The 24,253-nt window shown below is 66.5% G+C and carries 18 protein-coding genes; 13 read left to right on the top strand and 5 right to left on the bottom strand.

Features of this window, described 5'->3' with window-relative positions:
* The first annotated feature begins 122 nt into the window (after positions 1–122).
* Positions 123–2,294, top strand: a complete 2,172-nt coding sequence (locus ACNR9O_RS06375; protein WP_473682093.1) for a TonB-dependent siderophore receptor — start codon at positions 123–125, stop codon at positions 2,292–2,294.
* Between the two features lie 59 nt (positions 2,295–2,353).
* Here ACNR9O_RS06375 and ACNR9O_RS06370 read toward each other — a convergent pair whose 3' ends face one another.
* Positions 2,354–4,582, bottom strand: coding sequence for a TerD family protein (locus ACNR9O_RS06370; protein ID WP_473682094.1), 2,229 nt, complete (start codon positions 4,580–4,582; stop codon positions 2,354–2,356).
* Positions 4,583–4,847: 265 nt separating this feature from the next.
* Here ACNR9O_RS06370 and ACNR9O_RS06365 point away from each other — a divergent pair, with 265 nt between their 5' ends.
* From ACNR9O_RS06365 to ACNR9O_RS06355, 3 genes are read left to right on the top strand one after another with little or no spacing between them, the layout of a single operon-like run.
* Complete coding sequence (locus ACNR9O_RS06365) at positions 4,848–5,864, top strand: glycosyltransferase family 9 protein (RefSeq protein WP_473682095.1); 1,017 nt, start codon at positions 4,848–4,850, stop codon at positions 5,862–5,864.
* On the top strand, positions 5,864–7,615 hold the full coding sequence (locus ACNR9O_RS06360; RefSeq protein ID WP_473682096.1) for an ArnT family glycosyltransferase: 1,752 nt from the start codon (positions 5,864–5,866) through the stop codon (positions 7,613–7,615). The genes ACNR9O_RS06365 and ACNR9O_RS06360 overlap by 1 nt, the downstream gene beginning before the upstream one ends.
* A gap of 58 nt (positions 7,616–7,673) precedes the next feature.
* Positions 7,674–9,323, top strand: coding sequence for an ArnT family glycosyltransferase (locus tag ACNR9O_RS06355; protein ID WP_473682097.1), 1,650 nt, complete (start codon positions 7,674–7,676; stop codon positions 9,321–9,323).
* A gap of 34 nt (positions 9,324–9,357) precedes the next feature.
* Here the strand turns inward: ACNR9O_RS06355 and ACNR9O_RS06350 are convergent, their stop codons facing one another.
* From ACNR9O_RS06350 to ACNR9O_RS06340, 3 genes are all read right to left on the bottom strand, one after another.
* Positions 9,358–10,476 (bottom strand): alkene reductase, encoded by a 1,119-nt coding sequence (locus tag ACNR9O_RS06350; protein WP_473682098.1) that lies wholly within the window; start codon positions 10,474–10,476, stop codon positions 9,358–9,360.
* Between the two features lie 72 nt (positions 10,477–10,548).
* Positions 10,549–11,352 carry a 2,5-didehydrogluconate reductase DkgB gene (dkgB, locus tag ACNR9O_RS06345; protein ID WP_473682099.1) on the bottom strand — a complete coding sequence of 268 codons (804 nt, stop codon included), beginning with the start codon at positions 11,350–11,352 and terminating at the stop codon, positions 10,549–10,551.
* A gap of 52 nt (positions 11,353–11,404) precedes the next feature.
* Positions 11,405–12,589 carry an MFS transporter gene (locus ACNR9O_RS06340; RefSeq protein ID WP_473682101.1) on the bottom strand — a complete coding sequence of 395 codons (1,185 nt, stop codon included), beginning with the start codon at positions 12,587–12,589 and terminating at the stop codon, positions 11,405–11,407.
* A 203-nt stretch (positions 12,590–12,792) separates the two neighbouring features.
* Here ACNR9O_RS06340 and ACNR9O_RS06335 point away from each other — a divergent pair, with 203 nt between their 5' ends.
* Genes ACNR9O_RS06335 through ACNR9O_RS06320 form a run of 4 tightly spaced genes read left to right on the top strand, consistent with a single transcriptional unit; the run spans position 12,793 to position 17,036 of the window.
* Positions 12,793–13,467 (top strand): DUF3348 domain-containing protein, encoded by a 675-nt coding sequence (locus ACNR9O_RS06335; RefSeq protein ID WP_473700755.1) that lies wholly within the window; start codon positions 12,793–12,795, stop codon positions 13,465–13,467.
* A 10-nt stretch (positions 13,468–13,477) separates the two neighbouring features.
* Positions 13,478–15,793, top strand: a complete 2,316-nt coding sequence (locus ACNR9O_RS06330; protein ID WP_473682104.1) for a DUF802 domain-containing protein — start codon at positions 13,478–13,480, stop codon at positions 15,791–15,793.
* Positions 15,790–16,431, top strand: coding sequence for an OmpA family protein (locus ACNR9O_RS06325; RefSeq protein WP_473682105.1), 642 nt, complete (start codon positions 15,790–15,792; stop codon positions 16,429–16,431). Before ACNR9O_RS06330 ends, ACNR9O_RS06325 begins: the two co-directional genes overlap by 4 nt.
* A complete protein-coding gene (locus ACNR9O_RS06320) occupies positions 16,428–17,036 on the top strand; it encodes a DUF2894 domain-containing protein (RefSeq protein WP_473682106.1) in 609 nt (202 codons plus the stop codon). Before ACNR9O_RS06325 ends, ACNR9O_RS06320 begins: the two co-directional genes overlap by 4 nt.
* Before the next feature lie 50 nt (positions 17,037–17,086).
* Here the strand turns inward: ACNR9O_RS06320 and ACNR9O_RS06315 are convergent, their stop codons facing one another.
* Positions 17,087–18,163 carry a LacI family DNA-binding transcriptional regulator gene (locus ACNR9O_RS06315; protein WP_473682107.1) on the bottom strand — a complete coding sequence of 359 codons (1,077 nt, stop codon included), beginning with the start codon at positions 18,161–18,163 and terminating at the stop codon, positions 17,087–17,089.
* 417 nt (positions 18,164–18,580) lie between these two features.
* Here ACNR9O_RS06315 and ACNR9O_RS06310 point away from each other — a divergent pair, with 417 nt between their 5' ends.
* The 5 genes from ACNR9O_RS06310 to ACNR9O_RS06290 are packed head-to-tail and all read left to right on the top strand — an operon-like array spanning position 18,581 to position 24,252.
* The gene (locus ACNR9O_RS06310) at positions 18,581–19,777 is read left to right on the top strand and encodes a Gfo/Idh/MocA family protein (protein WP_473682108.1); all 1,197 of its coding nucleotides are present in this window, start codon (positions 18,581–18,583) and stop codon (positions 19,775–19,777) included.
* A complete protein-coding gene (locus tag ACNR9O_RS06305) occupies positions 19,774–20,982 on the top strand; it encodes a nucleoside permease (RefSeq protein ID WP_473682109.1) in 1,209 nt (402 codons plus the stop codon). Before ACNR9O_RS06310 ends, ACNR9O_RS06305 begins: the two co-directional genes overlap by 4 nt.
* Positions 20,983–21,014: 32 nt before the next feature.
* The gene (locus ACNR9O_RS06300) at positions 21,015–21,908 is read left to right on the top strand and encodes a sugar phosphate isomerase/epimerase family protein (protein ID WP_473682110.1); all 894 of its coding nucleotides are present in this window, start codon (positions 21,015–21,017) and stop codon (positions 21,906–21,908) included.
* 47 nt (positions 21,909–21,955) lie between these two features.
* Positions 21,956–23,650, top strand: a complete 1,695-nt coding sequence (locus tag ACNR9O_RS06295) for a GMC oxidoreductase (RefSeq protein WP_473682111.1) — start codon at positions 21,956–21,958, stop codon at positions 23,648–23,650.
* 11 nt (positions 23,651–23,661) lie between these two features.
* Complete coding sequence (locus ACNR9O_RS06290; protein ID WP_473682112.1) at positions 23,662–24,252, top strand: gluconate 2-dehydrogenase subunit 3 family protein; 591 nt, start codon at positions 23,662–23,664, stop codon at positions 24,250–24,252.
* The last annotated feature ends 1 nt before the right edge of the window (position 24,253 follow it).

Raw genomic sequence — 24,253 nt, 5'->3', positions numbered from 1 at the left:
AATAAGAATCGTTATCATTTAGGAACACTCAACACAGCCCGCCTCTCGCTTCCCTGGCAACAGGTTCGCCTTTCTACCGATGGACGAAGCGATGCGCATGGACTTCAAGGCATTCCGTTCCGATGATGACCAAACTCCTGGCCGGCGTCGTGCTGGCCGCGCTCCTGCTTCCCCAGGGCGCCTTTGCGCACACGAAGACGTCCTCGCCCGCTGAGCCGGCCAAGGTCCCCGACGCCGAAAACCAGGCCAAGGAGCTTTCCGCCATCGACGTGCGAGCCAGCGTCACCACGCTGGACGCACAAACCGCCGATGCGGCCACCAAGACGCGTACGCCGCTGATCGAAACACCGCAGGTGGTGTCGGTAGTGACGCAGGAACAGATGCGTGTGCGCGGCGCACAGAGCGTGATCCAGGCGCTGGGCTATTCGGCCGGTATCGCCGGCTACGGTCCCGATTCGCGCTCGGATTGGTACACGGTGATCCGTGGCTTCTCGCCTTCCGTCTACCTGGACGGCCTGCAACTACCCATCACGCTGAACCTCGCCAGCTGGATCACCGACCCTTACCAGCTCGAACGCGTCGATGTGCTGCATGGCCCGTCCTCCGTGCTCTACGGCCAGGGCGATCCCGGCGGCACGGTGGACATGGTGAGCAAGGTAGCTGGCGGCGCGCCGGTGCGCGAAGTGCAGTTCCAGCTCGGCGATCATGCACGCCGGCAACTGGCGGCGGATATGGGCGGCTATCTCGACGACGCGGGCGCCTGGTCGTATCGCATGGTCGCGCTGGGTCGCAGCCAGGATGTGGCCAATTCGCCATTCCACGCTTCGCGCGTGCTGCTGGCGCCGTCGCTGTCCTGGAAGCCGTCCGCCGACACCTCGCTGGTATTTACCTCCAACTATCTGCGCGACCACTCCAATTACGCCGGCAACTTCCTGCCCGCGGAAGGCACCATCCTGCCGAGCCCATTCGGCCGCATCTCGCGGCACACCTATACCGGCGATCCGGACTTCACCCGCTACCACAAGAGCGAATACGCCGTCGGCTATCGCTTCGAACACCACTTCGGCAAAACCTGGACGTTCCGCCAGAACGCGCGCTATTCGCGTACATGGCTGGACAACAATATGGTCTACGGCGTGGGCCTGGCCGGCGATGGCCGCAGCATCGACCGCTTTGCCGGCTTCGCCAAGCCGGATTACCGCCGCTTCACCGTCGACAATCAACTGCAAGCGCACTTCCAGACCGGCGCCTTCGAGCACACCGTGCTGCTCGGCGCGGACTACCAGCACCAGCGCACCGTTGACCCGGAGAACTATGCGCTGGCTCCGCCCATCGATCTGTACAACCCGGTGTACCTGCCGATCGACCCCATGATCTTTGCGCCAGGCGGCGCCAACTATCCGCAGAATATCCGCGAGACGCAGAAGCAGCTGGGGATCTATGCGCAAGACCAGATCAAGTACGCGGACCGCTGGGTCCTCGTGCTGTCGGGTCGCCAGGACTGGAGCCGACTGAACGCCGTCGATCACGCCGTGGCCGACGCCACCGCAGCGCGACAGAACGATCACGCGTTCACCGGCCGCATCGGCGTGGTGTATCTGGCCGACAACGGCCTGGCGCCTTACCTCAGCTACTCCGAATCCTTCAATCCGGTCACGACACCCAATGCGTACGGAGCACCGTTCCGTCCTGCCACCGGCAAGCAATACGAGGCGGGGCTGCGCTTCCAGCCGACAGGCGGACGCAGCTCTCTCACCGCTGCGATGTTCCAGATCCGCCAGCAGAATGTGCTCACCCCGAACCCCGACCAGCAGAACTACCCCAACGGATCGGTGCAGACCGGCGAAGTGCGCTCGCACGGCGTGGAGCTGGAAGCGCGCGCCGCCTTCGACGATGGCTTCAACCTGCTCGGTGCATACACCTATCAGGACGTGCGCAACGCCAAGGCCAATGATGCCTCCCGCAACAAGTGGCCAACGTCTATCCCCATTCCGCACGAGCTGGCATCGGTATGGGCCGACTACACCCTTCCACGCGGCGACCTGGCCGGGCTGGGCTTCGGCGCAGGTGTGCGCTACATCAGTTCGTCTCGCGGCGCGCCGGACAATTCGCTCCACATTCCCTCCTACACGCTGATCGACGCCACCGCGTTCTACCAACTGCCGCAATGGCGCCTGGCGCTGAACCTGAGCAACCTGGCGAACAAGGCATATATCGCCGGCTGCTACGACGCGACGCGTTGCATCTACGGCACTGGGCGCACGGCGCTGTTGACGGCCACATACGACTGGTAAGTGACCGCGTAACGCTTCCCCGTCAGAAGCCGCCTGGAATCCGCTCCCGTCGAACAGATCTAGATGAACTCCGCGCGAATCCGATCGAGCTCGAACGGCGTGATGCCTTGATCGACCGCAAACACGGTCTCGGCGGCCTCGGCCTGCTCGACCAACTCTCCGCGAGCCCGCGCGTGCAAGGTGAACAAGGTATGCAGGTCGGCCCGATGCCAATCGACCATCGCGCGCAGGATCAGCGAGACGCCGGACAGGTTGTTGATGGTGTTGTTCCACCCCAGGCCGATGCTATAGCTCATGTCACTCCACAAGACCTTCTGCGTTTCCAGGTCCAGCACGAATGGAATGCACATGCACGCGGCCGAGGCGATGTCGATACGATCCTCGACAGTGCGCGGCTCGAATATTTCGCCCGAGTTGGCATCGCTGCGGGCCATCCAGCCGGCGAAGCATTCCGGCAGTTCGCAGTACGGCTGCTGCGTGAAGCTGTTGAGCGAAACGACGACGAAACGCACACCACGCTCCCGCAAGCGAGGCAGATCCAGATCGATGAATTCCGCGGCGCCTTGCGGAGCATCGACGATATCGCCGCTGTGGTAACCGCCGTAGTTACGCAGGTTGTGATAGGCAACCAGGTCCATGAACTTGAAATCTGCGCCGAAGAAGGCGGCACTGAGATCGATATCGGTACGGTGAAGACCGTTCTTCCACCACAGGAAAAGACGGATGAAGCGCCTGGCGGGCAGCGGCAAGCGACTGCCGCGCGCCAGCGTGCGCAGCGAACGCGACATCGCGCGTTGCGCCAGCGGCACGGCATAGTCTGCCAAGGCGGGATCGACGTAGCAGCGCCCCAGCGCAGCGAGCCGGGCAAAACGCTGCATCAGGGCGCCCTCGGCGATTCCAGCCGCGAGTCCCGCCACGTTGGGAGCCAGGACTGGCCTGCGCTCCCGCAGCGCAAACAGCTTGGCCTCGCCGCCTTTCGGGAAAAATACCCGCAACGCGTCCACCATCGGCAACCGACGAAAGTGGCTGAGCAATTGCAGCAGCACCGGCGTGGCGACGCGTCCGGCGGTCTTCCGGAACAGCTCAAGCACGCCTTCGACATCAGCACCACGCCGCAGCAACTGATCGAGCCGCCGCGCCAATTCGCCAGGACGGTCGGCCAGCAGTGCCGCGGCGGCGCTGATGTCGCCCAACCGCAGGTGCTCTTCCACTTTGGCCGCAAACGTCGCCGGCCTGCGGCCCGCGCGCACCTGAGCAAAGCCGGCGCACGCATGCGGAAAGCGTTGTACGTGCTCGCCAGGATGCAGTCGCTCGCCCACGCGCTTCCAACGCTCGGCGTGGCGGAACATGTCAGGCACAAGTGCCTGCATCGGTTCGAGCAACCCCAGCACATCGCGGCGCAACGCGCGGCGCATCGAGGCGAAGCGGCAGGGCTGCGCCAGCGAAGGATCGCCATCATTCAAGGCAACCACCCAGCGCAGCACATCCGTAGCGGTGCGCAATTGCGCATGCAGAAAAGCCGACGCCAACGGCCCGCCGGCGTGGCGATACAGCAACGCGCCGAGCACGGCCAGGTTTTCCTTGAACGGAACCTGCGCGGGCAGCAAATCGTAGATGCGGTGCCGGTACTGCCGCACGAACCAGGTGAGGTCGCTGCGATCCTGCGGCGAAAGCGAAGCCTTGGCCAGCGTCAGTCGCTGAAAGATGGCCTGAAACTCCTCCAGGGTCCCCAGACCGATCACGCGCGGCTGCCTCCGATGCAGCAACGGCGGACGCTCAGGCATGGGCTGATCGGGCGTGGGGCGTCGCAGGGTGACGTAATGCATGACCGCGTTGAGGTACAACGTGGCCTCGCTGGCCTCGACCACCTGCAGAGGAAAACCGGGATAGAGCGGCTGATGGACATGATGGGCGCCGGTCAATCTGCGCAGTACCCTCAGCAGATCGTGCAGGAAGTCGGACATCGCCAGGGGCTCGAGCGTGCCTAGCCTTTCGATTAGCTCTGGCGCGAAGACATAACCGAAGGCCTCGACTTCCTTCTGCATCGTGGCGACAAGGGCATGCTGTCCATGCGCCGCGCCTTCCTTGACGTAAACCTTGCCCAGTCGACGCAGGTAAATTTCGTTCATGGCATCCGATCCATAGAAAAACGCCTGCCGGAGCGGCAGGCGTATGTGGAGAGCGGGGACGCTAGTTTCAGAGTAGAAGGAAGCACCCCCATAGCCACCCGTGAAAGCTAACAGCTGCGGGCCGAATGGTAAAGATTGCGTTACTTTTTGATGGCTCATTCATTGAATCCACGACCGCAATCAACGGAAAGCCTCCGATCCACTTTCCGGCACCTGATCCGTAAGCCAAACCAAAGGCGGGATACGCATACTTTTCACCGTGATAGACCGCAAAAATTTGCCTTATCGGCGATCTTGCGGGATGAACCCATCCGCTCAACACACGTCACGGTGAAGCTTGAATCACTCTCTCGTGAATACCGGGCAGGAGGCCATTCCGAGAAAAGGAATTTATCGCATCCTTGTTTGCCGACCGAATCATCGGTTGGGCAACACTATTTTGCTGACGCCGCTCATCAGTGAATTGGAGCGCATCTACAAGGGTGCGGAGATCGACATCATTTCCGAAGGCGATGTCGCCTGCGAAGTGTTCGAGAGCTTCTTCAGCGTGAAGAACATCTACTGCCTTCCCAAGCGTGGCTTCAAGCATCCCGTGCCGTTCCTCGGCATGCTGCTGAAGGTGCGCAAGACCACTTACGACCTGATCGTGGATCCTTGCGTCGGCTCCGGTTTCAGCCGTGCGCTGACAAAGTTCTTCCGCGGCCGCTACAAGCTGGGCTTCAGCGATGAGCTCAAAGGCTCCGGACTGACGCATGCCGTGCCGGAGGCCGTGGCCATGCGACATATGGCTCAGCGCCCGGTGAATCTGCTGCGGGCCGCGCTGGCGCCGGGAAGCGACGGCGAGACGTATCCTTCGCTGGACATACGCCTGACCGACGCCGAACGTGCGCAGGGCCGGGCCGCCATCCAGCAGCTGCTTTGCGACTCCATGCAGACGGTGACCCCGCCGGTGGTGGGCATCTTCGCCAATGCCACGGGCGCGAAGCGTTATCCGGCCAGCTGGTGGAGCGAGTTCATCACCGCGTTCAAGGAAGCCAGTCCGCAGTCGAGCCTCATCGAGCTGATCCCGATGCATGGGCATTCGATGCTGGGTGAAGCGTGGCCGGGCTATTACTCTTCCGATATCCGACGCATGGGCGCGGTCATGGCGGGCATGGACCTGATGATCAGCGCTGACTGCGGTGTAATGCACCTGGCGGTGGCGTCGAAAGTGCCGACGGTGGGCATGTTCTGCGTGACCGACGAAGCCGTGTATTCGCCGTACGGACTGGGCAGCTGCGCCTTGAACACGCAAGGGTTGTCCGCGCGCGAAGCGGCGATGAAGGTGGTGGCCGCCTTCCCTGCCCTGCTCGGCCACGGCCCCGAGGCGGCAGCGCACCCCGCCTCGCTCGCCGCCGCGGGCAGCGCCGGCCAGTCTCGGCCTCAGGTGTTATCGCGCTGATGGAGAAGACAGGGGACGTCGGCACGCAGATTCAGGCACGACGCGAGGCTATCCAACGATGGCTGCTGATGCTGGGCGCCTTGCTCGTGCTGGCAGCCGGTATCGGCATGCGAGGGCCGACGCCCTCGGACGAGCCGCGCTTCGCCCTCGTCGCGCACCAGATGGTGGCATCCGGCCAATGGCTGATTCCGCACCGAGGTGCCGACTGGTACTCCGACAAGCCGCCGACCTTCATGGTCATGCAGGCTCTGTCGTACACGCTGACCGGCCACTGGTGGATCGCATTCCTGCTGCCCTCCCTGCTTTGCTCGCTGGGCACCCTGTGGCTGACCTACGACCTCGGTCGCCGGCTGTGGGGGCACCAGGCCGGCATCTGGGCGGCGCTGGGTTTGCTGTGCACGGTGCAGTTCGTGTTCCAGGCCAAACGCGGCCAGATCGATCCGACGGTCACCTTCTTCGTGACGCTGGCGAACTACGGGCTGCTGCGGCACTTGCTGCTCGGGCCGGATCGCCGCGCCTTATGGCTCGGATGCTTCGCTGCCGGACTCGGTGTGATCACCAAAGGCGTGGGAATCCTCGCCTTCCTGATGCTGGTGCCATGGCTGTATGCGCGCCACCGCGCATGGCGCCATCTGGCCGCCAACACCGGAGGATGGCGCACCTGGCTGGGCGGCGGCCTGGCCTTTGTCGCCGCCATCGCGATCTGGCTGCTGCCCTTGCTGGCGTATGTGCATACGCACGACAGCGCCGAAGCGCGCGCCTATCTCGACGACATCTTCGTCAACCAGACGGTGCACCGATACGTGCGTCCGTGGAACAGCTTCCAGCCGCCATGGTTCTACCTCGAAGTGATCTTCACCTCGTGGCTGCCGCTGAGCCTGGCTTTGCCGGCGCTGCTGCCGGCGTGGTGGCGGCGCCTGCGCGAACAGGATGGGCGCTATCTGCTGCCGCTCGCCTGGTCCGTGCTGGTGATCGTGTTCTTCAGCCTTACCCGCGCCAAGCGCGACGTGTACATCATGCCGGCACTGCCGCTGCTCGCACTCTGCGCGGGGCCGTTGCTGCGCGACGTCATGCAGCGGCGCTGGGCCCGGTGGGCGGCGCTGGCTTTTCTCCTTCTGCTGGCCCTGCCCGCGCTGTGGCTCGGCATGCGCGGGCTATGGTTCCCCAACGCATGGACGACACGCTTCGCCGCGGCGCGCCAGCTCGGCGACCAGGCCACATCGTTCTGGCTGATGCTGCTGGTGACGGGCGCATGGATTCTGTCGTGCATCGCCGCCCTGGGTCCGCGCCGCGCCGGCATGGCGCTGCTCGCCGGCCTGGCCGGTGTGTGGCTGCTGTGGGGGCTGTGGGCTGCGCCGTTGCTGGCGAGAGCGAGCTCGCCGAAACCCTTGGCTCAGCGCGTCGAGCAGACGATCGGACCGGATGCCGAGCTGGCGCTGGTGGCCTGGAAGGAAGAACTGCCGCCGGCATTCACCCGCAAGCCGATCGACTTCGGCTTCGTCACGCCGTGGCATCAGCAGCTGGCCAATGCCATCCGATGGCAGGAGCAGGCGCCACGGACACGCTGGGTGCTCATCCTGAGCGACGTCATGGCACCGTGCGTCAAACCGGAAGCGACGATCGACGCGGGCATCACCAGCGGCCGCGACTGGCGTCTCTATCGCCTGGACGCCGTCGCGCCGGATTGCCGCGGCGGCAAGGTTCCCGTGGGAGCCGTGGAGGATTGGGGCGGCATCGACCGCTCCCGCTGATGCATCGGCCACCACTCGTCGCCGCGATGGCGGCTCACATCTTCTGCTCATGGTTCGCGTGACATTCTCCGACATCACAAAGCACCCCGCCGTTCGTCTGGCCGGCACATGGTCATGGCTGGTGTTCTGGATCGCCTGCGCGTCGGTGGCGATCTTCCAGCATGGCCCCATGCCGATGTACTCCACGCGCACCTTGTCGGTGGCGTGGGAGATGTGGATGCGCCACAGCTATCTCGTGCCGTATCTCAACGGCGTGCCTTACAGCGACAAGCCGCCATTGCTGCTGTGGCTGATCCATGCCGGCTGGGCGGTGGGCGGCGTGGGCGATGTGTGGCCGCGCGCGCTCGACGTGATGCTCGGCGCCTTGCAGCTGGTGCTGGCGTCGAAGCTGGCCAGGCGCCTGTTTCCGGCATACCCGCCGGTGGCGATGGCCGCGCCCTGGATCCTGCTGGCCTTCACCTACGGCTTCTTGTTCGGCTTGCAGATCATGTACGAGGTGCTGCTTGCCGATTGCGTGCTCGCCGCGCTGCTGTGCCTGGCGCCTGACACGCAACGCGAGTCGCCGCGCTTCGGCTGGCTGGCCGTGGCGATCGGGCTTGGCCTGCTCGCCAAGGGACCGGTGATGCTGCTGCATGTGAGCTTCCCTTGGCTGCTGGGCCCGTACTGGAATGCCTGGGCCAGACGCGAGCGTCGCCGCTGGTACGCACAGGGCGCGCTGGCGCTGCTGGCCGGCTGCTGTGTGCTGATCGCCTGGGCGCTGCTGGCGGCGTGGTCGGGTGGCGAGACGTATCGGCAGAACCTGCTGTTCCATCAGACCGCCGGACGCGTGGTGGATTCGTTCGCGCACGCCCAGCCTTTCTGGTGGTACCTGCCCCTGCTGCCCGCGCTGATCTTTCCGTTCGCGCTATGGCCGCGCCTGTGGGTGGCGCTGGCCACGCTGCGCCGCCCCCTCGCCCCGGGGCTGCGCTGCCTGCTCGCATGGCTAGGCCCGGTGCTGCTCGGGTTCTCGCTGGTCAGCGGCAAGCAGGCCTACTACCTGCTGCCCGAATATGGTGGCTTCGCGATCCTCATGGCGGCGGCGCTGGCGCATCTGCAGGAACGCCGCATCGGCGACAGTCCCTGGCTGGGCCCCTGGCCGCTCGCCCTGCTAAGCGCTGCAGCCGGCGTGGCGCTACTGGCGCTCAACCTGATGGTGCAACCCGGACGGCTCGCCGATTCCGTCCTCGCGACGGTGCAGCCGCATGCCTTGCCGTTCGGCGTGTTGTTCGTGGCACTCTCCGTGGTGCTGCTGAAGGCCGGCAAAGACGCGCTGTATCGCATCGCCATCGCGGGACTGATCGCCACGGTCGGCGCGAATGGCTTGTTCACGCTTTCGCTGTGGCCCGCTTATGACTTCACACCGGTCGCCCGCATCCTGGCCAAGGCCGAGGCCGGTGGACGTCCCGTCGCCAATCTGGAATCGAACGACGGGCAGTACACCTTCCTCGGGCGATTGAAGCAGCCGGTCACGCAACTGCGCGGCATGGATGCCTTGAAGGCGTGGAGCGCCACGCATCCCGACGGCCTGGTCATTACCTATCCGCGGCGGCTCAGCGGCGAAGACCGCGAGCACGCCGTGTATATCCAGCCGTTCCGTGGCATCTCGGTGGCCGTGTGGCCCGCTCCGGCGTTCGTCGAAGCCCGCGAGCGCGGCCTGATCGACGATTGAGCCGGCGGTTTGTCCGCGGTGCCTGCGTGCTCGTTCACGCCGCCTCGGTGGCCAGCGCCGGATAGTCGGTAAGGCCATGCGCCCCGCCGCCGAACAACGTGTCGCGATCGTGCACGTTGAGCGGCGCGCCGGTGCGCAGGCGTTCCGGCAGATCCGGATTGGCCACGAACGGACGGCCGAACGCGATCAGATCCGCCCAGCCCTCGCGCAATGCGGCCCGCGCGCGCTCCGCGGTGTACTTGCCGGCATAGATCAGCGTGCCGGGGAATGCTTCGCGCAACTGCTGCTTGAATGCCACCGGCATATGCGGCGCGTCGTCCCAGTCGGCTTCGGCGATGTGGATGTATGCCACGCCGAGTTCGCCCAGCCGTTTCGCGGCGGCGAGATAGGTGGTCTGCGGATCGGCGTCGGCGCAGCCGTTGAGCGTGGTCAGCGGCGCCAGGCGAATGCCTACGCGCGACTTGTCGCCGGTGCCTTCGATCAACGCCTGCGCGACCTCACTGAGAAAACGCAGGCGATTATCCAGCGAGCCGCCGTAGGCATCGGTACGGTCGTTGGCATTGGAATCGATGAACTGGTTGACCAGGTAACCGTTCGCCGCATGCAGTTCCACGCCATCGAAACCCGCGGCCATGGCGTTGCGCGCGGCCTGGCGGTACTCGTCGACGATGGCCTGGATGTCATCCAGGCCGAGCGCGCGTGGCTTGGAGGCCTGCACGAACCCCGGCTTGCCGTCGCGCTCGGCGATGAACACCTTGACGCCCTCGGCCTGGATCGCCGACGAGGACACCGGCGCGCGGCCATCGAGCAGGCTGGTGTGACTCAGGCGACCCACATGCCAGAGCTGGGCGAAGATGCGTCCGCCCGCCGCGTGCACCGCCTGGGTGACCTTGCGCCAGCCGGCAACCTGCGCGGGCGTGTGGATGCCCGGCGTCCACGCATAACCCTTGCCCAGCGGGGAAATCCAGGTGCCCTCGCTGACGATCAGCCCGGCACCGGCGCGCTGCGCGTAGTACTCGGCCATCAGCTCATTGGGCACGTCGCCGGGCTGGCTGGCGCGCGAGCGCGTCATCGGCGGCATGACGATGCGGTTGGGCAGTTGCAGGCTGCCCAGCGCATACGGCTGGAACAGCGGATCGGGCGTAACGGGCATGACAATCTCCGGGACCGGCTTGTCGTCGCCGGTCGAATGAAGTGAAAGCGAGGGCACGCGGAAGGGCTTCGATCAGTCCCACACCGGGCTGAGGCCCGCCGGGCTGACTTCGCGACCGTTGCGCTCAAGCGTCGCGATCCGCGCCATGTCGTCGGCATCCAGATGCAGATCGCGCGCAAGCAGATTGCTGGCCAGGTTCTCGCGTCGGGTGGACGACGGAATCACTGCGTAGCCGAGCTGCAGCGCCCAGGCCAGCGCCACCTGCGCCACGGTCGCGCGATGCTTGTCCGCGATCTGCGCCAGCGCCGGATCCTTCAGCACCTTGCCGTAGGCCAGCGTCATGTACGAAGTGACCGCGATGCCCTGCTCCTCAAGGAAGGCCGTGAGCTTGCGGCTTTGCAGATAAGGGCTGAGCTCGATCTGGTTGGTGGCGATCTCGCCCTTGCCCACCGCCGCGATCGCCTGACGGGTCAGCTCGATGTTGAAGTTGGAAATGCCGATCTGCCGGGTCAGGCCCTGCGCCTTGGCCTCGGCCAGCGCGGCCATGTACTCGGGCAGCTCGACGCCGTTGCCGGGCGCCGGCCAGTGGATCAGGGTGAGATCCACGTACGGCATGCGCAGCTTCGCCAGGCTGTCGCGCAGGCTCGGCACCAGCTTGTTGCCGGCGTAGTTCTCGGTCCAGATCTTGGTGGTGACGAACAACTCGTCGCGCTTCACGCCGCTGTCGGCGATCGCCTGGCCGACCTCGGCCTCGTTGCCATAGATCTGCGCGGTGTCGACCGCGCGATAGCCCAGGTCCAGCGCGTTGCGCACCGAGTCGATCACGGTCTGTCCGGTCAGGCGGAAGGTGCCGACGCCAAACGAAGGAATGCTCATGGGGAACTCCTGAAAGTCATTGCGTTGCGAACGAAAGAAGAAGAGAAGGCGATCACGCCCGCGCGGGCAGCGCGGCCGGGGTGCGGGCATCCAGGCGTCCGGCAAGCACCGTCAGACCCAGCGCGCCCAGCGTCACCAGCGCGGCAATCCACGGCGTATGCGCCAGGCCGAGATGGCTCACCACCTGCGCCCCGGCCCAGGAACCGCCGGCGACGCCGAGGTTGAATGCGGAGATGTTGAAACCGGCGGCGACGTCGGTGGCATCCGGCGCCACCTGTTCGGCCTGCCGCACGACGTAGACCTGCAAGGCCGGCACGTTGCCGAACGCCACCGCGCCCCACGCCAGCACCGTCAGCACGACCAGCGGCTTGCTCGGCGCGGTGAAGGTCAGCACCAGCAATACGACAGCCAGCAGTCCGAAGATGATCGTAAGCGCGCTCACCGGACCGCGCCGGTCGGCCAGGCGGCCGCCCCAGACATTGCCGATCGCGACCGAAACGCCGTACGCCAGCAGCACCACGCCGACCATGTCGGGCTTGAAGCCGGCGATGTTCTCCAGGATCGGCGCCAGGAAGGTGAAGGCGATCAGCGAACCGCCGTAGCCGACCGCCGTCATCGCATAGACGAGCAGCAGGCGCGGCTCCAGCAATACGCGCATCTGCCGGCGCAGCGGCGCCGGAGCGGCATGGCGAATGTGATTGGGCACCAGCGCCAGCGCGCCGATCAACGCGACCACGCCGAACGCCGCCACGGCCAGGAAGGTCATGCGCCAGCCGAAGTGCTGGCCGATGAACGTGCCCAGCGGAATGCCGGTGACGAACGCCACGGTCATGCCGCTGAACATGGTGGCGATCGCGCTGGCCGCCTTTTCGCGCGGCACCAGGCTGGTGGCGACGATCGAACCGACCGAGAAGAACACGCCATGCGCGAGGCCGGTGAGCAGGCGCGCCACGATCAGCGTGTCGTAGCCTAGCGCTATCCACGCGACCAGGTTGCCGACGGTGAACAACGCCATCAGCCCGACCAGCAGCGGCTTGCGCGGCACGCGGCCGGTCAACGCGGACAGGATGGGCGCGCCGACCGCGACGCCGAGCGCGTAAAGGCTGACCAGCAGGCCGGCCGAAGGAAGGCCGACACCGAGGTCACCGGCAATCGTGGGAATCAGGCCGACGATGACGAACTCCGTCGTGCCGATGGCGAAGGCCGCCAGGGTGAGGGCAAACAGTGCAAGGGGCATGGCTGCGATCCGGTAAGGAACATCGATGGCGCGCAGTCTGCCGTCGCGACCCTTGCCGATTAAGCCCGTTATCAGCGAAACATATTTGCGTCAAACGCAAGAATGTAGCCACTGGTAATCGACGGCCTCCGGGCAGCCATCGACCCGGCACGCATCGACGGATCGCGTATCGCGTGTAAAATCGACGGTTTTTAACCAGTTAGATAGTGCAAGCGCCCCAACGGACCACTGTCCGTGGGCCGACGTTCATCCGCCTGCTCGCCCGCCTGACGGACGTCGATGCCCCGCAGTCCAACCCATCCCTCGCGGACCGGTTGAGCCAATGGCTCGACTGGACGCACGCCATTGCGCTGTCGACCGCCCTCGACGGCTCGCCGTCCGGCGCCGCCCCGGCTTCCGGCGGTGACGAGGAAGAGGAGTGCGCCCGCGTGCGCGCCACGCTGACCCAGGCCATCGCCAACGCCCCCGAGCTGGCCGCGTCGTCCGCCGATGCCGCCGACGAGGCCGTCGACTACGACCTCTTCCGCAAGCGCTATTTCGCTTTACAGCGTTCCATGCAGGCGGCCACCGGGCGCCTGCGCGGCCGTCTGCGCGATCAGCTCGGCGCACAACCGGGCGCCCATGCCCGGCTCGCCGCAGTGGACGCGGTGATGGAACTGGCCCTCAGTCCGCGCGAACAGGCCCTGCTCGCCGCCATTCCCACCTTGCTCGGCACCCATTTCGAGCGCCTGCGCCGATCCGCGCCGGACGATGCCGCGGCGTCGCCCGGCGCCTGGCTGGACGGGTTCCGCCAGGACATGCGCCAGGTGCTGCTCGCCGAGCTGGATGTTCGTTTTCAACCGGTCGAAGGCCTGCTCGCGGCCCTTCGCACCCGCTAATCGGAAACTCATGTACAGACATTTTCTTCATGCCGCCGTGTTCTTCGTGGGCCTCGCCGCCGTCTGCTGGATCGGCGCGGGCTACGTGGGTTCCAACCCGCTGGGCGCTGCGGTCGCGCTGCTGATCGGCCTGTGCTATCTCGCCGGCGGCTATGAATTGCTGCGCTACCGGCAGGCCACCGCGACCTTGCAGCGAGCCATCGGCGAACTCTCTTCGCCGCCTTCCAGCCTCGGTGAATGGCTCGGCCGCCTGCATCCGTCCCTGCGCGGCGTCGTGCGTCTGCGCGTCGAAGGTGAACGCGCGGCGCTGCCTGCGCCCACGCTGACCCCGTACCTGGTGGGCCTGCTGGTGCTGCTGGGCATGCTGGGCACCTTGCTGGGCATGATGGCCACCTTGCGCGGCACCGGCCTGGCGCTGGAAAGCGCCACCGACCTGCAGGCGATGCGCGGCTCGCTCGCCGCGCCGGTGAAGGGCCTGGGCTTCGCCTTCGGCACCTCGATCGCCGGCGTCGCCAGCTCGGCCATGCTCGGCCTGCTTTCCGCGCTGTGCCGGCGCGAGCGCCTGCAGGCGGCGCAGGCTCTGGATGCGGGCATCGCCACCACGCTGCGTCCCTTTTCTCAGGCGCATCAGCGTGAAGAAGCGTTTGAGCTGCTGCGGCGCCAGACCGAGCTGATGCCCGTGCTGGTCGAGCGCCTGCAAGCGATGATGGCCGCCCTCGAGCAGCAGAGCGTGTCCGCGCACGAACGGCAGCTGGCCGGCCAGGATGCGTTCCATGCTCGCACCGAGGCCACCTATGCGCGCCTCGCCGTTTCGGTCGAACAGTCTTTGAAGCAAGGCGTCACCGAAAGCGCGCACGCTGTCAGCGCATCGATCCAGCCGCTGGCGGAAGCCACCATGGCCGGCCTCGCGCGCGAAACGACCGCGATGCGCGAGGCCGTGATTGACGGCGTGCGCACGCACCTGACCAATGTGTCGGCTGGCTTCGCGGCGACGACCGCTGGCGTGGCGGATATATGGAAGGATGCCGTGGCCGAGCAGCGCCGCGCCGGTGAAGCACTCTCGCAGGATCTGCAGGCTTCGCTGGCACGCTTCGCCGATACCTTCGACCAGCGCTCGACCGGCCTGGTCCAAAGCGTGGCGGCACGACTCGACGCCAGCGTGGACCGCGCCGCGGCGACGTGGACCGAAGCATCGGCAGGTTTCGCGACGACGACCGCCACCGTGGCCGAAGCCTGGAAGGATGCAGTGACCGAGCAGCGCCGTGCCGGCGAAGCGCTCACGCAGGATCTTCGGGTTTCGCTGGAAGGCTTCGCCGATACGTTCGACCAGCGCTCCACGCGCCTGGTCGACGACATTGCCGCCCGCCTCGACGCCACCGCGACGCAGGCGGCGGCCTCGTGGACCGATACGCTGTCGCGCCAGGACACCGTCCACGCCGAGCTGGTCGCCCGCAATAAGCAGGCGATGACGGACGCGACAGCGGCCTTCGAGACGCAGGCGGCCGCGCTGGTCGGCGTGGTGCACCAGTCGCACGAAGCGCTGCAGGCCGCGCTGGCTTCGCATGACCGCGAGCGCCTGGACAGCTGGGCGCAGACGCTGGGCGCGACCACCGCCGCGCTGCGCGAGCATTGGGCGCAAGCGGCCGACCATGCCGCGGACCGCCAACGCGAGATCTGCGACACCCTGGCGCAGACCGCGCGCGATATCGCCGCGCACACGCAAGCCCATGCCGGCGACACCATCGCGGAAATCTCCCGCCTCGTGCAGGCCGCATCCGAAGCGCCGAAGGCCGCCGCCGAAGTGATCGCCGAGCTGCGCCAGAAACTCTCCGACAGCATGCTGCGCGACACGGCCACGCTGGAAGAACGCGGCCGCCTGCTCGCTACCGTGGAAACCCTGCTCGACGCGGTCAACCACGCGTCCACCGAACAGCGTGCCGCCATCGACGCCTTGGTCGCCACCTCGGCCGATCTGCTCGAACGCGTCGGCACGCGCTTCGAGGCACAGGTCGAAACCGGCACCGGCCAACTCGGCGCCATCTCCGCGCAAGTTGCCGCCGGCGCAGCCGAAGTGGCCAGTCTCGGTGAGGCGATGGAAACGGCGACGCGGCTGTTCGGCCAGTCCAACGAAGCGCTGGCCGAGCGCCTGCAACAGATCGCTACCGCACTGGAGAACTCGCTCTCGCGCAGCGACGAACAGCTCGCCTACTACGTGGCCCAGGCACGCGAAGTGGTCGACCTGAGCGTGCTGTCGCAGAAGCAGATCATCGAAGAGATCCAACTGCTCGCCGAGCGGCGCGCCAGCGCCGGGGCCGAACCGGCATGAGCGACGATCTGGAGTTCGAGACCGAATCGGCCCCGATCTGGGCCGCCTTCGGCGACCTGATGTCGGTGCTGCTGGGCGTGTTCGTGCTGATCCTGGTCGGCATGATCGGCGTGCAGCAGCAGCTCTCCCACCGGCTCGACGAAGAAGTAAAGCAGCGCCAGCTCGAAGCGCAGCGGCGCCAGACCCTGGAACAGGCGCTGGCCGCGCCACTCGCCGCCGGCCAGGTGACGTTGGTCGATGGCCGCATCGGCATCCGCGGCAGCGTGCTGTTCGCGCTCAACTCCGACCAGTTGCAGCCGGAAGGCCGCGAAGTGCTCAAGAGCCTGGCCGGTCCGCTCGCCGGCTATCTGAAATCGCGCGACGAAGCACTGATGGTCAGCGGCTTCACCGACGATCGCCAGGTGCGCGACGGCAATCGCCAGTTCGCCGACAACTGGGAGCTGTCGGCCGAACGCGCGCTCACCGTGACCCGCGCGCTGATCGCCGAAGGCGTGCCGCCGTCGGCCGTGTTCGCCGCCGCGTTCGGTGCCGAGCAACCGGTCGATTCCAACGCGAACGACGAAGGCCGCGCCCGCAACCGGCGCGTGGAGATCGCCCCGGTACCCAGGCTTTCGCGCGTTGCCGCGCCGGCGCCATGAGCGAACGTACGACCAGCGCCAGGGCGACGCTCGAGGCATGGCGCGAACAAGGCGCCGATCGCCTGGATCCGCTGCGCTTTCACGCCATGGATGCGCTGGAGAAACGCGCCGCGATGCTGGACGGTCAGGCGCGGCAACTGCTCGACCAGCGGCTGGCTGCGTGGCTCGACGCCTATGCCGGCGATATCGCTCAGCGTGCGGCAGCCACTGGCATGGCCGAGCGCACACCGGCGGCCGGCGCACTCCGCGCCCTTGCCGATAACGCGGGCGAACATGCCGCCGTCTATCCGGAACTCCCCGCGCTGGAAGCATTCCGCCAGCGCTGGGAGCGGCTGCGCACCGAGAGCCACGTGCGGCAGACCCTGGAACAGGTGCCCGAGAACGCCGGCCCGTTGAACTCCGGCACGCTGGTGCACCGTTCGATCGCACTGATGAGCGAGCTGTCGCCGGAATACCTGCAGCGATTCCTGGGCTATGTCGACGCGCTGTCGTGGCTGGAGCAGCTTCAGCGCGGCATCGCTACCGCCAGGGATACACCCAAAACCGCGCCGGTACGTCGGCGCAGTCGCGAGAAGAAAGAGAAGGCGTCGCCGGAGCCCGAGTGACGCGGGCACTTCCGCCAGAGCGCTGACGGGCGTCGCGAGTGCGAAGCCCGCTACCTGCGTCCTGCCGCCCTGGGTGCCGTCGATCCCCGCACTACCAGATCCGCCGTCAACACCCGCTTGCGCGGCGGCACCGCCGGATCGTTGAGCAGCTCCAGCAGCATGCTCATCGCTTCGCGCCCCAGCGCGTTCTTCGGCTGAGCTATCGTCGTCAGCGGCGGCGAGGTGTAGCGGGCGAAGCGGATGTCGTCGAAGCCGACCACCGAGACGTCTTCCGGTACGCGCAGGCCGTGCGAGGCGAGCGCGCGCAGTGCACCGATCGCCATCTCGTCGTTGGAGCAGAACACCGCGGTGAACGGCTTGCCTTGCGAAAGCAGCAGCTCGATGGCGCGCTCGCCCGATTCGATGGAGAAGTCGCCCGCCACGGTCAGCGCCGCGCGCGCGGGGATCTTCGCCTTCTGCAAAGCCAGGCGATAGCCCTGCTCGCGATCCACGCTGATCGGACTGGACGGCGGTCCGGCGATGAAGGCGATGTCGCGGTGCCCCAGCATCAGCAGGTAATCCATCGCGGTGCCGGCGGCGGCGACGTTGTCGATGTAGACGCTGGAGACCTGCCCGTCCTTGACGTACTCGCAGGCGTTGACCACCGGCAGGCGACCCTGCACCGGAATCGCCGGCACGCGCGGCGACATGGTGATGATGCCATCGGCCTGGCGTGCCGCGACCATGTCGGCATAAGCCTGCTCGCGCACCAGGCTGCCCTGGGTCTCGCCCAGCAAGACCGAATAGCCGTTCTCGTGCGCGACCTGCTCGATGCCGCGGATCACTTCGGAGAAGAACGGGTTGGCGATGTCCGGCAGCAACGCGACGATCAGGCGCGTGCGCGCGGTGCGCAGATTGCGCGCCAGAGCGTTGGGCGTGTAGCCCAGTCGCTTGACCACTTCCTGGATGCGCTGGCGCGTCGTCTCGCTGACGATCTCCGGCCGTTGCAGGGCGCGCGACACGGTCGCCACCGAGACATTGGCGGCGGCGGCGATTTCCTTGACCGTGCGGACCTGATTTTGCTGCGGTGCGGTCTTCGTCCGTCCGCCCTTGGCGCCCTTCCCGCGCCTGGATTCCCCTGCACTCACGAGTCCGTGACTCCTTGTTCGCCGCTGCGCGCCGGACCATGCCATCCGCGTCGCAGCTGGCGGACGGCGCGGGAAGCATAACGGCAGTTCGTCAACCGGTGATGCTTTGGTGCAATGCAATGTAATGGATTACATAAAACCGTTGCGTCGGCGTTCGTTCATCTGCTACACCTCGCTGCATCGATTTGCCACGATCCTAGCGCAGGCGACATCGGGGGAAGATGCCGACGCGCGATGGAGAGGCACGTGTAAAACCGGTCAGAAACCACGGTTTCATGCGGATGTAATCGAATACATTTCAGCGGCAGCGAGCACCGTGGAGGGGTTCATGGCAAGCCAGTCCGTCGCCGGCAACGCCGGCATAGCGCAGGGCGCGTCGTTCGCGCCGGTATTCCGTTCCGGCGGAGTTGCCATCCGATGACTCGGCTGGGCATGGGCCTGGTCGGCCCCGGCTTCATCGCCGCGCATCATCTGGATGCCGTGCGCCGCCTGGGTGATGTCGACATCCTCGGCGTCGCCGGCTCCAGTCTCGACTCGGCGAAGAAGCGAGCACGCGAACTGGGCGTAGGCCACGCCTACGAAAACTACCGCGAGCTGCTGGCCGATCCGGCCGTACAGGTCGTGCACAACACCACGCCCAACCACCTGCACAAAGAGGTCTCGCTGGCCGCGCTGCGCGCCGGCAAGCACGTGATCTCCGACAAGCCGCTGGCCAGCAGCCTCGACGAAAGCCGCGAGCTGTACGAAGCCGCGCGCACGGCCGGCGTGGCGCACGTGGTCACCTTCAACTATCGCGGGCACGCGCTGATCCAGCAGGCGCGCGCGATGATCGCCAAGGGCAAGCTCGGCGCGCCGGTCTTCGTGCATGGCTGTTACCTGCAAGACTGGCTCACCGACGAGCGCGCCTATTCCTGGCGCCTGGATCCCAAGCTCGGCGGCGCCAGTTCCGCGCTGGGTGACATCGGCTCGCACTGGTGCGACCTGGCCGAGCACGTCACCGGCGCGCGCATCGTCGAAGTGCTGGCCGACCTGCACACGGCGGTACCGGTGCGCGAAGCGCCGACCGCCTCGCCCAAGGCTTTCGCCGGCACGGCGAAGAACGCGCCGCGCCGCAAGGTGAAGATCGCCAGCGAAGACCTGGCCAGCGTGCTGCTGCGCTTCGACAACGGCGCGCGCGGCTGCGTCACCGTCGGCCAGGTGCTGCCGGGCCACAAGAACGACCTGCGCCTGGAAGTGAATGGCCGCGCGGCCTCCCTCGCCTGGCGGCAGGAGCAGCCCAATGATCTGTGGATCGGCCATCACGCGCAGCCCAGCACCGTGCTGACGCGCGACCCCGCCCAGCTCGATCCGGCCGCGCGCGGCTACGCGCACCTGCCTGCCGGCCATCCGGAAGCCTGGGCCGATGCGTTCCGCAACCTGATCGCCGATGCCTATGCATGGATCCGTCTCGGCGGCGCGCCGGCGAAGAAGCCCGCCGCGCTGCCGACCTTCGCCGACGGCTACCGCAACAACCTGCTGATCGATGCCATGCTCAGGAGCCACGCCGCCGGCGGCGTGTGGCAAAGCGTGGAAGACAGCCTCCGCTCACCGCGCAAAAAGGGGACCCGTCGATGAAGTGGCGCCTTCGCTTGATGATGCTGTTCGAGTACGCGGTCTGGGGCGCCTGGTTCGTCACCGTCGGTACCTGGCTGGGCAAGACCCTGCATTTCAGCGGCCAGGAGATCGGCGCCGTCGCCAGCACCACCGCGGTCGGCGCGATGATCTCGCCGCTGTTCGTGGGCCTGCTGGCCGACCGCCTGTTCGACACGCGTCGCGTGCTCGCCGCGCTGCATCTCCTCGGCGCGGTGCTGCTGGTCGTGGCGGCGAAGCAGACGTCGTTTCCGATGGTGTACGCCTCCCTGCTGGCCTACAGCCTCTGCTACATGCCGACCCTGGCCCTGACCACTTCGCTGGCGATGCGCCATATCGACGATCCGCGCGAAGAGTTCGGCGGCATCCGCGTGCTCGGCACGATCGGCTGGATCGTGGTCGGCCTGATCGTCGGCAAGTGGGGCGTGGAAGCCACGGCCGCGCCGATGCATCTGGCCGCCGGGCTGTCGGTGGTGATGGCGCTGTACTGCTTCACCCTGCCGCCCACCCCGCCGCTCGCGCGCAACCAGCGTTTCGAGCTGCGCCACGCGCTGCCGCTCGAAGCGCTGCACCTGCTGCGCGATCGCTCGATGGCGGTGTTCGCCCTCGCTTCGTTCCTGATCTGCATCCCGCTGCAGTTCTACTACGCCTTCACCAATCTGTTCCTCAACGAGGTCGGCGTGGAGAACGCCGTCGGCAAGATGACCGGCGGGCAGATGTCGGAAATCCTCTGCATGCTGCTGATCCCCTGGTTCTTCCGCCGCCTTGGCGTGAAGTACATGCTCGCCGTGGGCATGCTGGCCTGGGTCGCGCGCTATGTGATGTTCGCCTTCGGCACGCCCGGCGATCTGATGTGGATGTTGTGGCTGGGCATCGTGCTGCACGGCATCTGCTTCGACTTCTTCTTCGTGGTGGGCCAGATCTACATCGACCGCGAGGCACCGCCCGCGCTGCGCGCGGCGACGCAGGGCCTGATCACCTTCCTCACCTACGGCCTGGGCATGTTCGTCGGCTCGTGGCTGTCGGGGAAAGTGGTTGACATGTACGCGACCCAGGGCGCGGTCGCCCACGACTGGCGCCCGATCTGGCTCATCGCCGGCGGCTGCGCCGCGTTCGTGCTGGTGCTGTTCCTGCTGGCGTTCAAGGACCGCAAGAGCACCGTCGGCAGCATCGCCGCCGTTACCGATTGACCTCCCCTTCGGCTTACCAGGAGATCCACCCCATGATGATGACCCGCAGGCAATTCCTGGCTCGCTCGGTGCTCGGCGCCGGCGCCGCATGGCTTGCCGCCAGCGCGCCCGGCCGGCTGCTGGCCGCGCCCGCGCAAGGCAAGCCGCTCGGCATCCAGCTCTACATGATCCTCAAGGCTTACCAGGACGACCCGGTCGGCTCGCTCAAGACGCTCAAGGCGATCGGCTACAGCGAGATCGAAGCCATCGTCACCACCACCGCCAAGACGCTGCGCGACCAGTTGAACGAAACCGGCCTGCGCAGCCCCAGCCTGCACATCGACAGTCTCGGCGTCGAGCCGGGCATCGAGGCCGCGCACGTGCTCGGCGCGCAGTACATGGTCAGCAGCATGCTGCCGTCGATGATGCAGAAGGAACTGGCCGCCAAGGGCAAGCCCGCGCCGGAGCCGACCTACTCGCTCGACGAAGCCAAGCGCACCGCCGAATACGCCAACCGCATCGGCGAGAAAGCGCGCGCGGCCGGCCTGCAGTACGCCTATCACAATCACCACAGGGAGTTCACCGACGTGGGCGGCGGGCTGACCTTCTACGATGTGCTGCTGAAGGAAACCGACCCCAAGCTGGTGCAGTTCGAACTCGACTGCGGCTGGGTGCACATGGGCGGCAAGAATCCCGCCGACTACTTCAAGGCCAACCCGGGACGCATCCCGCTGATGCACGCCAAGGATTTCCTGCCCGGCGCCGGCGGCAAGGACTTCCCGGGCGCGGAACTGGGTCGCGGCACGCTCGACTACAAGCCGATCATGGCCGCGGCTGACGCCTCCGGCCTCAAGCACTGCTTCGTCGAGCAGGAAGGCCCGTTCGCGCGCATGGATCAGCTCCAGGCCGCGCGCGTGGACTACGCCTACCTGAAACCGCTGCGCTGAGCGCCGCTTCCACCGATACCTCGTTGAACCTGCCCCAAGGGAACAGCATGGAAAAGAACACATACGACGCCATCGTCGTCGGCACTGGCGTCAGCGGCGGCTGGGCCGCGAAAGAACTGACCGAGAAAGGCCTCAAGACACTGGTGCTGGAGCGCGGCCGCATGGTCGAGCACGGCGACTACCCCACCGCGATGAAGGCGCCGTGGGAACTGCCCTACGGCGACGAGCCCACGCGGCACGACATCGAGCGCCATCCGATCCACACGCGCCCCTCGTTCTACGGCATCACGCAGTCCACCAAGCACTGGTTCGTCGACGACATCGACAATCCCTACGTCGAGACCCGTCCGTTCGACTGGTTCCGCGGCTACCACGTCGGCGGCCGTTCGTTGATGTGGGGCCGCCAGAGCTACCGCCTCAGCCCGATGGACTTCGAGGCCAATGGCAAGGAAGGCGTCGGCGTCGACTGGCCGATTCGCTATGAGGACGTGGCGCCCTGGTATGACTACGTCGAGCACTTCATCGGCGTCAGCGGCTCGGTCGAACACCTGCCGCAGCTGCCGGACGGCGATTTCCTGCCGCCGATGGACCTGACGGCTCCGGAGAAGGATTTCCGCGACAAGATCGCCTCCAAGTTCGATGGCCGCAAGCTGATCATCGGCCGTACCGCCAACCTCTCCGGGCCGCTCAAGCACGACAAGAGCCCGCAGCGCGCACCCTGCCAGTACCGCAACCTGTGCATGCGCGGCTGCCCCTTCGGCGCCTACTTCAGCAGCAACTCCTCTACCCTGCCTGCCGCGCAGAAGACCGGCAACATGACCATGGTGACCAACGCCATCGTCTACGAGCTGATCTACGACAACGTCAAGGGCAAGGCCACCGGCGTGCGCGTGCTGGATGCGGAGACCGGCCACCAGACCGAGTATTTCGCCAAGGTCATCTTCATGTGCGCCTCGACCTTCGGCACCACGCAGATCCTGCTCAACTCCGTCTCCAGCCGCTTCCCCAACGGTTTCGGCAACGACAGCGGCGAGCTGGGCCACAACATCATGGACCACCTGTTCGGCAGCGGCGTGCACGCGCTGGTCGACGGCCACGAGGATCGCTATTACTCCGGCCGGCGCCCCAACGGCTTCTACATTCCGCGCTACCGCAACGTCGGCAAGGACAAGAGCAGGTTCCTGCGCGGCTTCGGCTATCAGGGTGGCGCCAGCCGCCGCGACTGGACGCGCCTGGTCAACACGCCGATGATCGGCGACGAACTCAAGCGCGCCGCGCAGGCGCCGGGCCCGTGGACCATTTCCATGATGGGCTTCGGCGAAATGCTGCCGTCCCACCGCAACAAGGTGACCCTGGACCGCGACCGCAAAGACAAGTACGGCCTGCCCCTGCTCAACTTCGATGCCGCGCACGAGGAGAACGAGCAGGCGATCGCCAAGGCGATCATCGACGATGGGCTGGAAATGTTCAGCGCCGCCGGCTATCGCGACGTACGCTCGTTCGTCACGCCGGCCAACGTCGGCGCCGGCATCCACGAGATGGGCACCGCGCGCATGGGCCGCGATCCGAAGACCTCGGTGCTCAACGGCTGGAACCAGATGCACGCCTGCAAGAACGTGTTCGTCACCGACGGCTCGTTCATGGCTTCCTCCGGCTGCCAGAATCCCTCGCTCACCTACATGGCGATGACCGCGCGCGCGGCCGCCCATGCGGTGGAAGAACTCAAGCGCGGCAACGTCTGAAGGAGAACGCCATGAACCGTCGCGAATGGTTGAAAAGCATGTCCGCGCTGGCCATCGGCGCCGTTGCCGCACCGTCGCTGCTGGCCGTGCTCGACGCGCACGCCGCCGCCCAGGCCGGCGGGCCGGCACCGCAGTTCTTCAGCACGCCGCAGATCGATCTGATCGGCGCCGTGGCCGACGTCATCATTCCTCGCTCCGATACTCCCGGCGCAACCGATGCGGGCGTACCCCGCTTCATCGACCAGATGTTCAAGGACGTCTATACGCCGGATGAGCAGAAGCGCTATCTGACCGCCATGGCGGCCTTCGAGAAGGAAAGCGGCAAGCCGTTCCTCCAGCTCGACGCCGCGCATCGCAAGGCGCTGGTGACCAGGCTCAACGAGGAAGCCCTGATCAAGGGCAAGGACCTCGATCCCTACTCCGCGTCCTCGTTCGTACTGATGACCAAGAAGCTCACCATGTCGGGCTTTTTCCTGTCGCAGCCGGGGTGCACCCAGGTGCTCCAGTACGCGGCCGTGCCCGGCGCCTACCACGGCGACATTCCGCAGTCGGAGGCCGGCAACGGCAAGGCGTGGGCGGTCGAGACGGTGCTGAGAATCTGAC

This window comes from Dyella sp. CR10 (assembly GCF_055814425.1).
The sequence above is the reverse complement of the archived record's forward strand: the minus strand, read 5'-3'. Positions and strand labels throughout refer to the sequence as shown.

Bases quoted from the DNA above. Each gene is read 5' to 3' on its own strand.
- ACNR9O_RS06375 (WP_473682093.1), top strand. From the start codon at position 123: ATGATGACCAAACTCCTGGCCGGCGTCGTGCTGGCCGCGCTCCTGCTT.
- ACNR9O_RS06370 (WP_473682094.1), bottom strand. From the start codon at position 4,582: ATGAGCCATCAAAAAGTAACGCAATCTTTACCATTCGGCCCGCAGCTG.
- ACNR9O_RS06360 (WP_473682096.1), top strand. From the start codon at position 5,864: ATGGAGAAGACAGGGGACGTCGGCACGCAGATTCAGGCACGACGCGAG.
- ACNR9O_RS06350 (WP_473682098.1), bottom strand. From the start codon at position 10,476: ATGCCCGTTACGCCCGATCCGCTGTTCCAGCCGTATGCGCTGGGCAGC.
- dkgB (WP_473682099.1), bottom strand. From the start codon at position 11,352: ATGAGCATTCCTTCGTTTGGCGTCGGCACCTTCCGCCTGACCGGACAG.
- ACNR9O_RS06340 (WP_473682101.1), bottom strand. From the start codon at position 12,589: ATGCCCCTTGCACTGTTTGCCCTCACCCTGGCGGCCTTCGCCATCGGC.
- ACNR9O_RS06330 (WP_473682104.1), top strand. From the start codon at position 13,478: ATGTACAGACATTTTCTTCATGCCGCCGTGTTCTTCGTGGGCCTCGCC.
- ACNR9O_RS06325 (WP_473682105.1), top strand. From the start codon at position 15,790: ATGAGCGACGATCTGGAGTTCGAGACCGAATCGGCCCCGATCTGGGCC.
- ACNR9O_RS06320 (WP_473682106.1), top strand. From the start codon at position 16,428: ATGAGCGAACGTACGACCAGCGCCAGGGCGACGCTCGAGGCATGGCGC.
- ACNR9O_RS06310 (WP_473682108.1), top strand. From the start codon at position 18,581: ATGACTCGGCTGGGCATGGGCCTGGTCGGCCCCGGCTTCATCGCCGCG.
- ACNR9O_RS06305 (WP_473682109.1), top strand. From the start codon at position 19,774: ATGAAGTGGCGCCTTCGCTTGATGATGCTGTTCGAGTACGCGGTCTGG.
- ACNR9O_RS06300 (WP_473682110.1), top strand. From the start codon at position 21,015: ATGATGATGACCCGCAGGCAATTCCTGGCTCGCTCGGTGCTCGGCGCC.
- ACNR9O_RS06295 (WP_473682111.1), top strand. From the start codon at position 21,956: ATGGAAAAGAACACATACGACGCCATCGTCGTCGGCACTGGCGTCAGC.
- ACNR9O_RS06290 (WP_473682112.1), top strand. From the start codon at position 23,662: ATGAACCGTCGCGAATGGTTGAAAAGCATGTCCGCGCTGGCCATCGGC.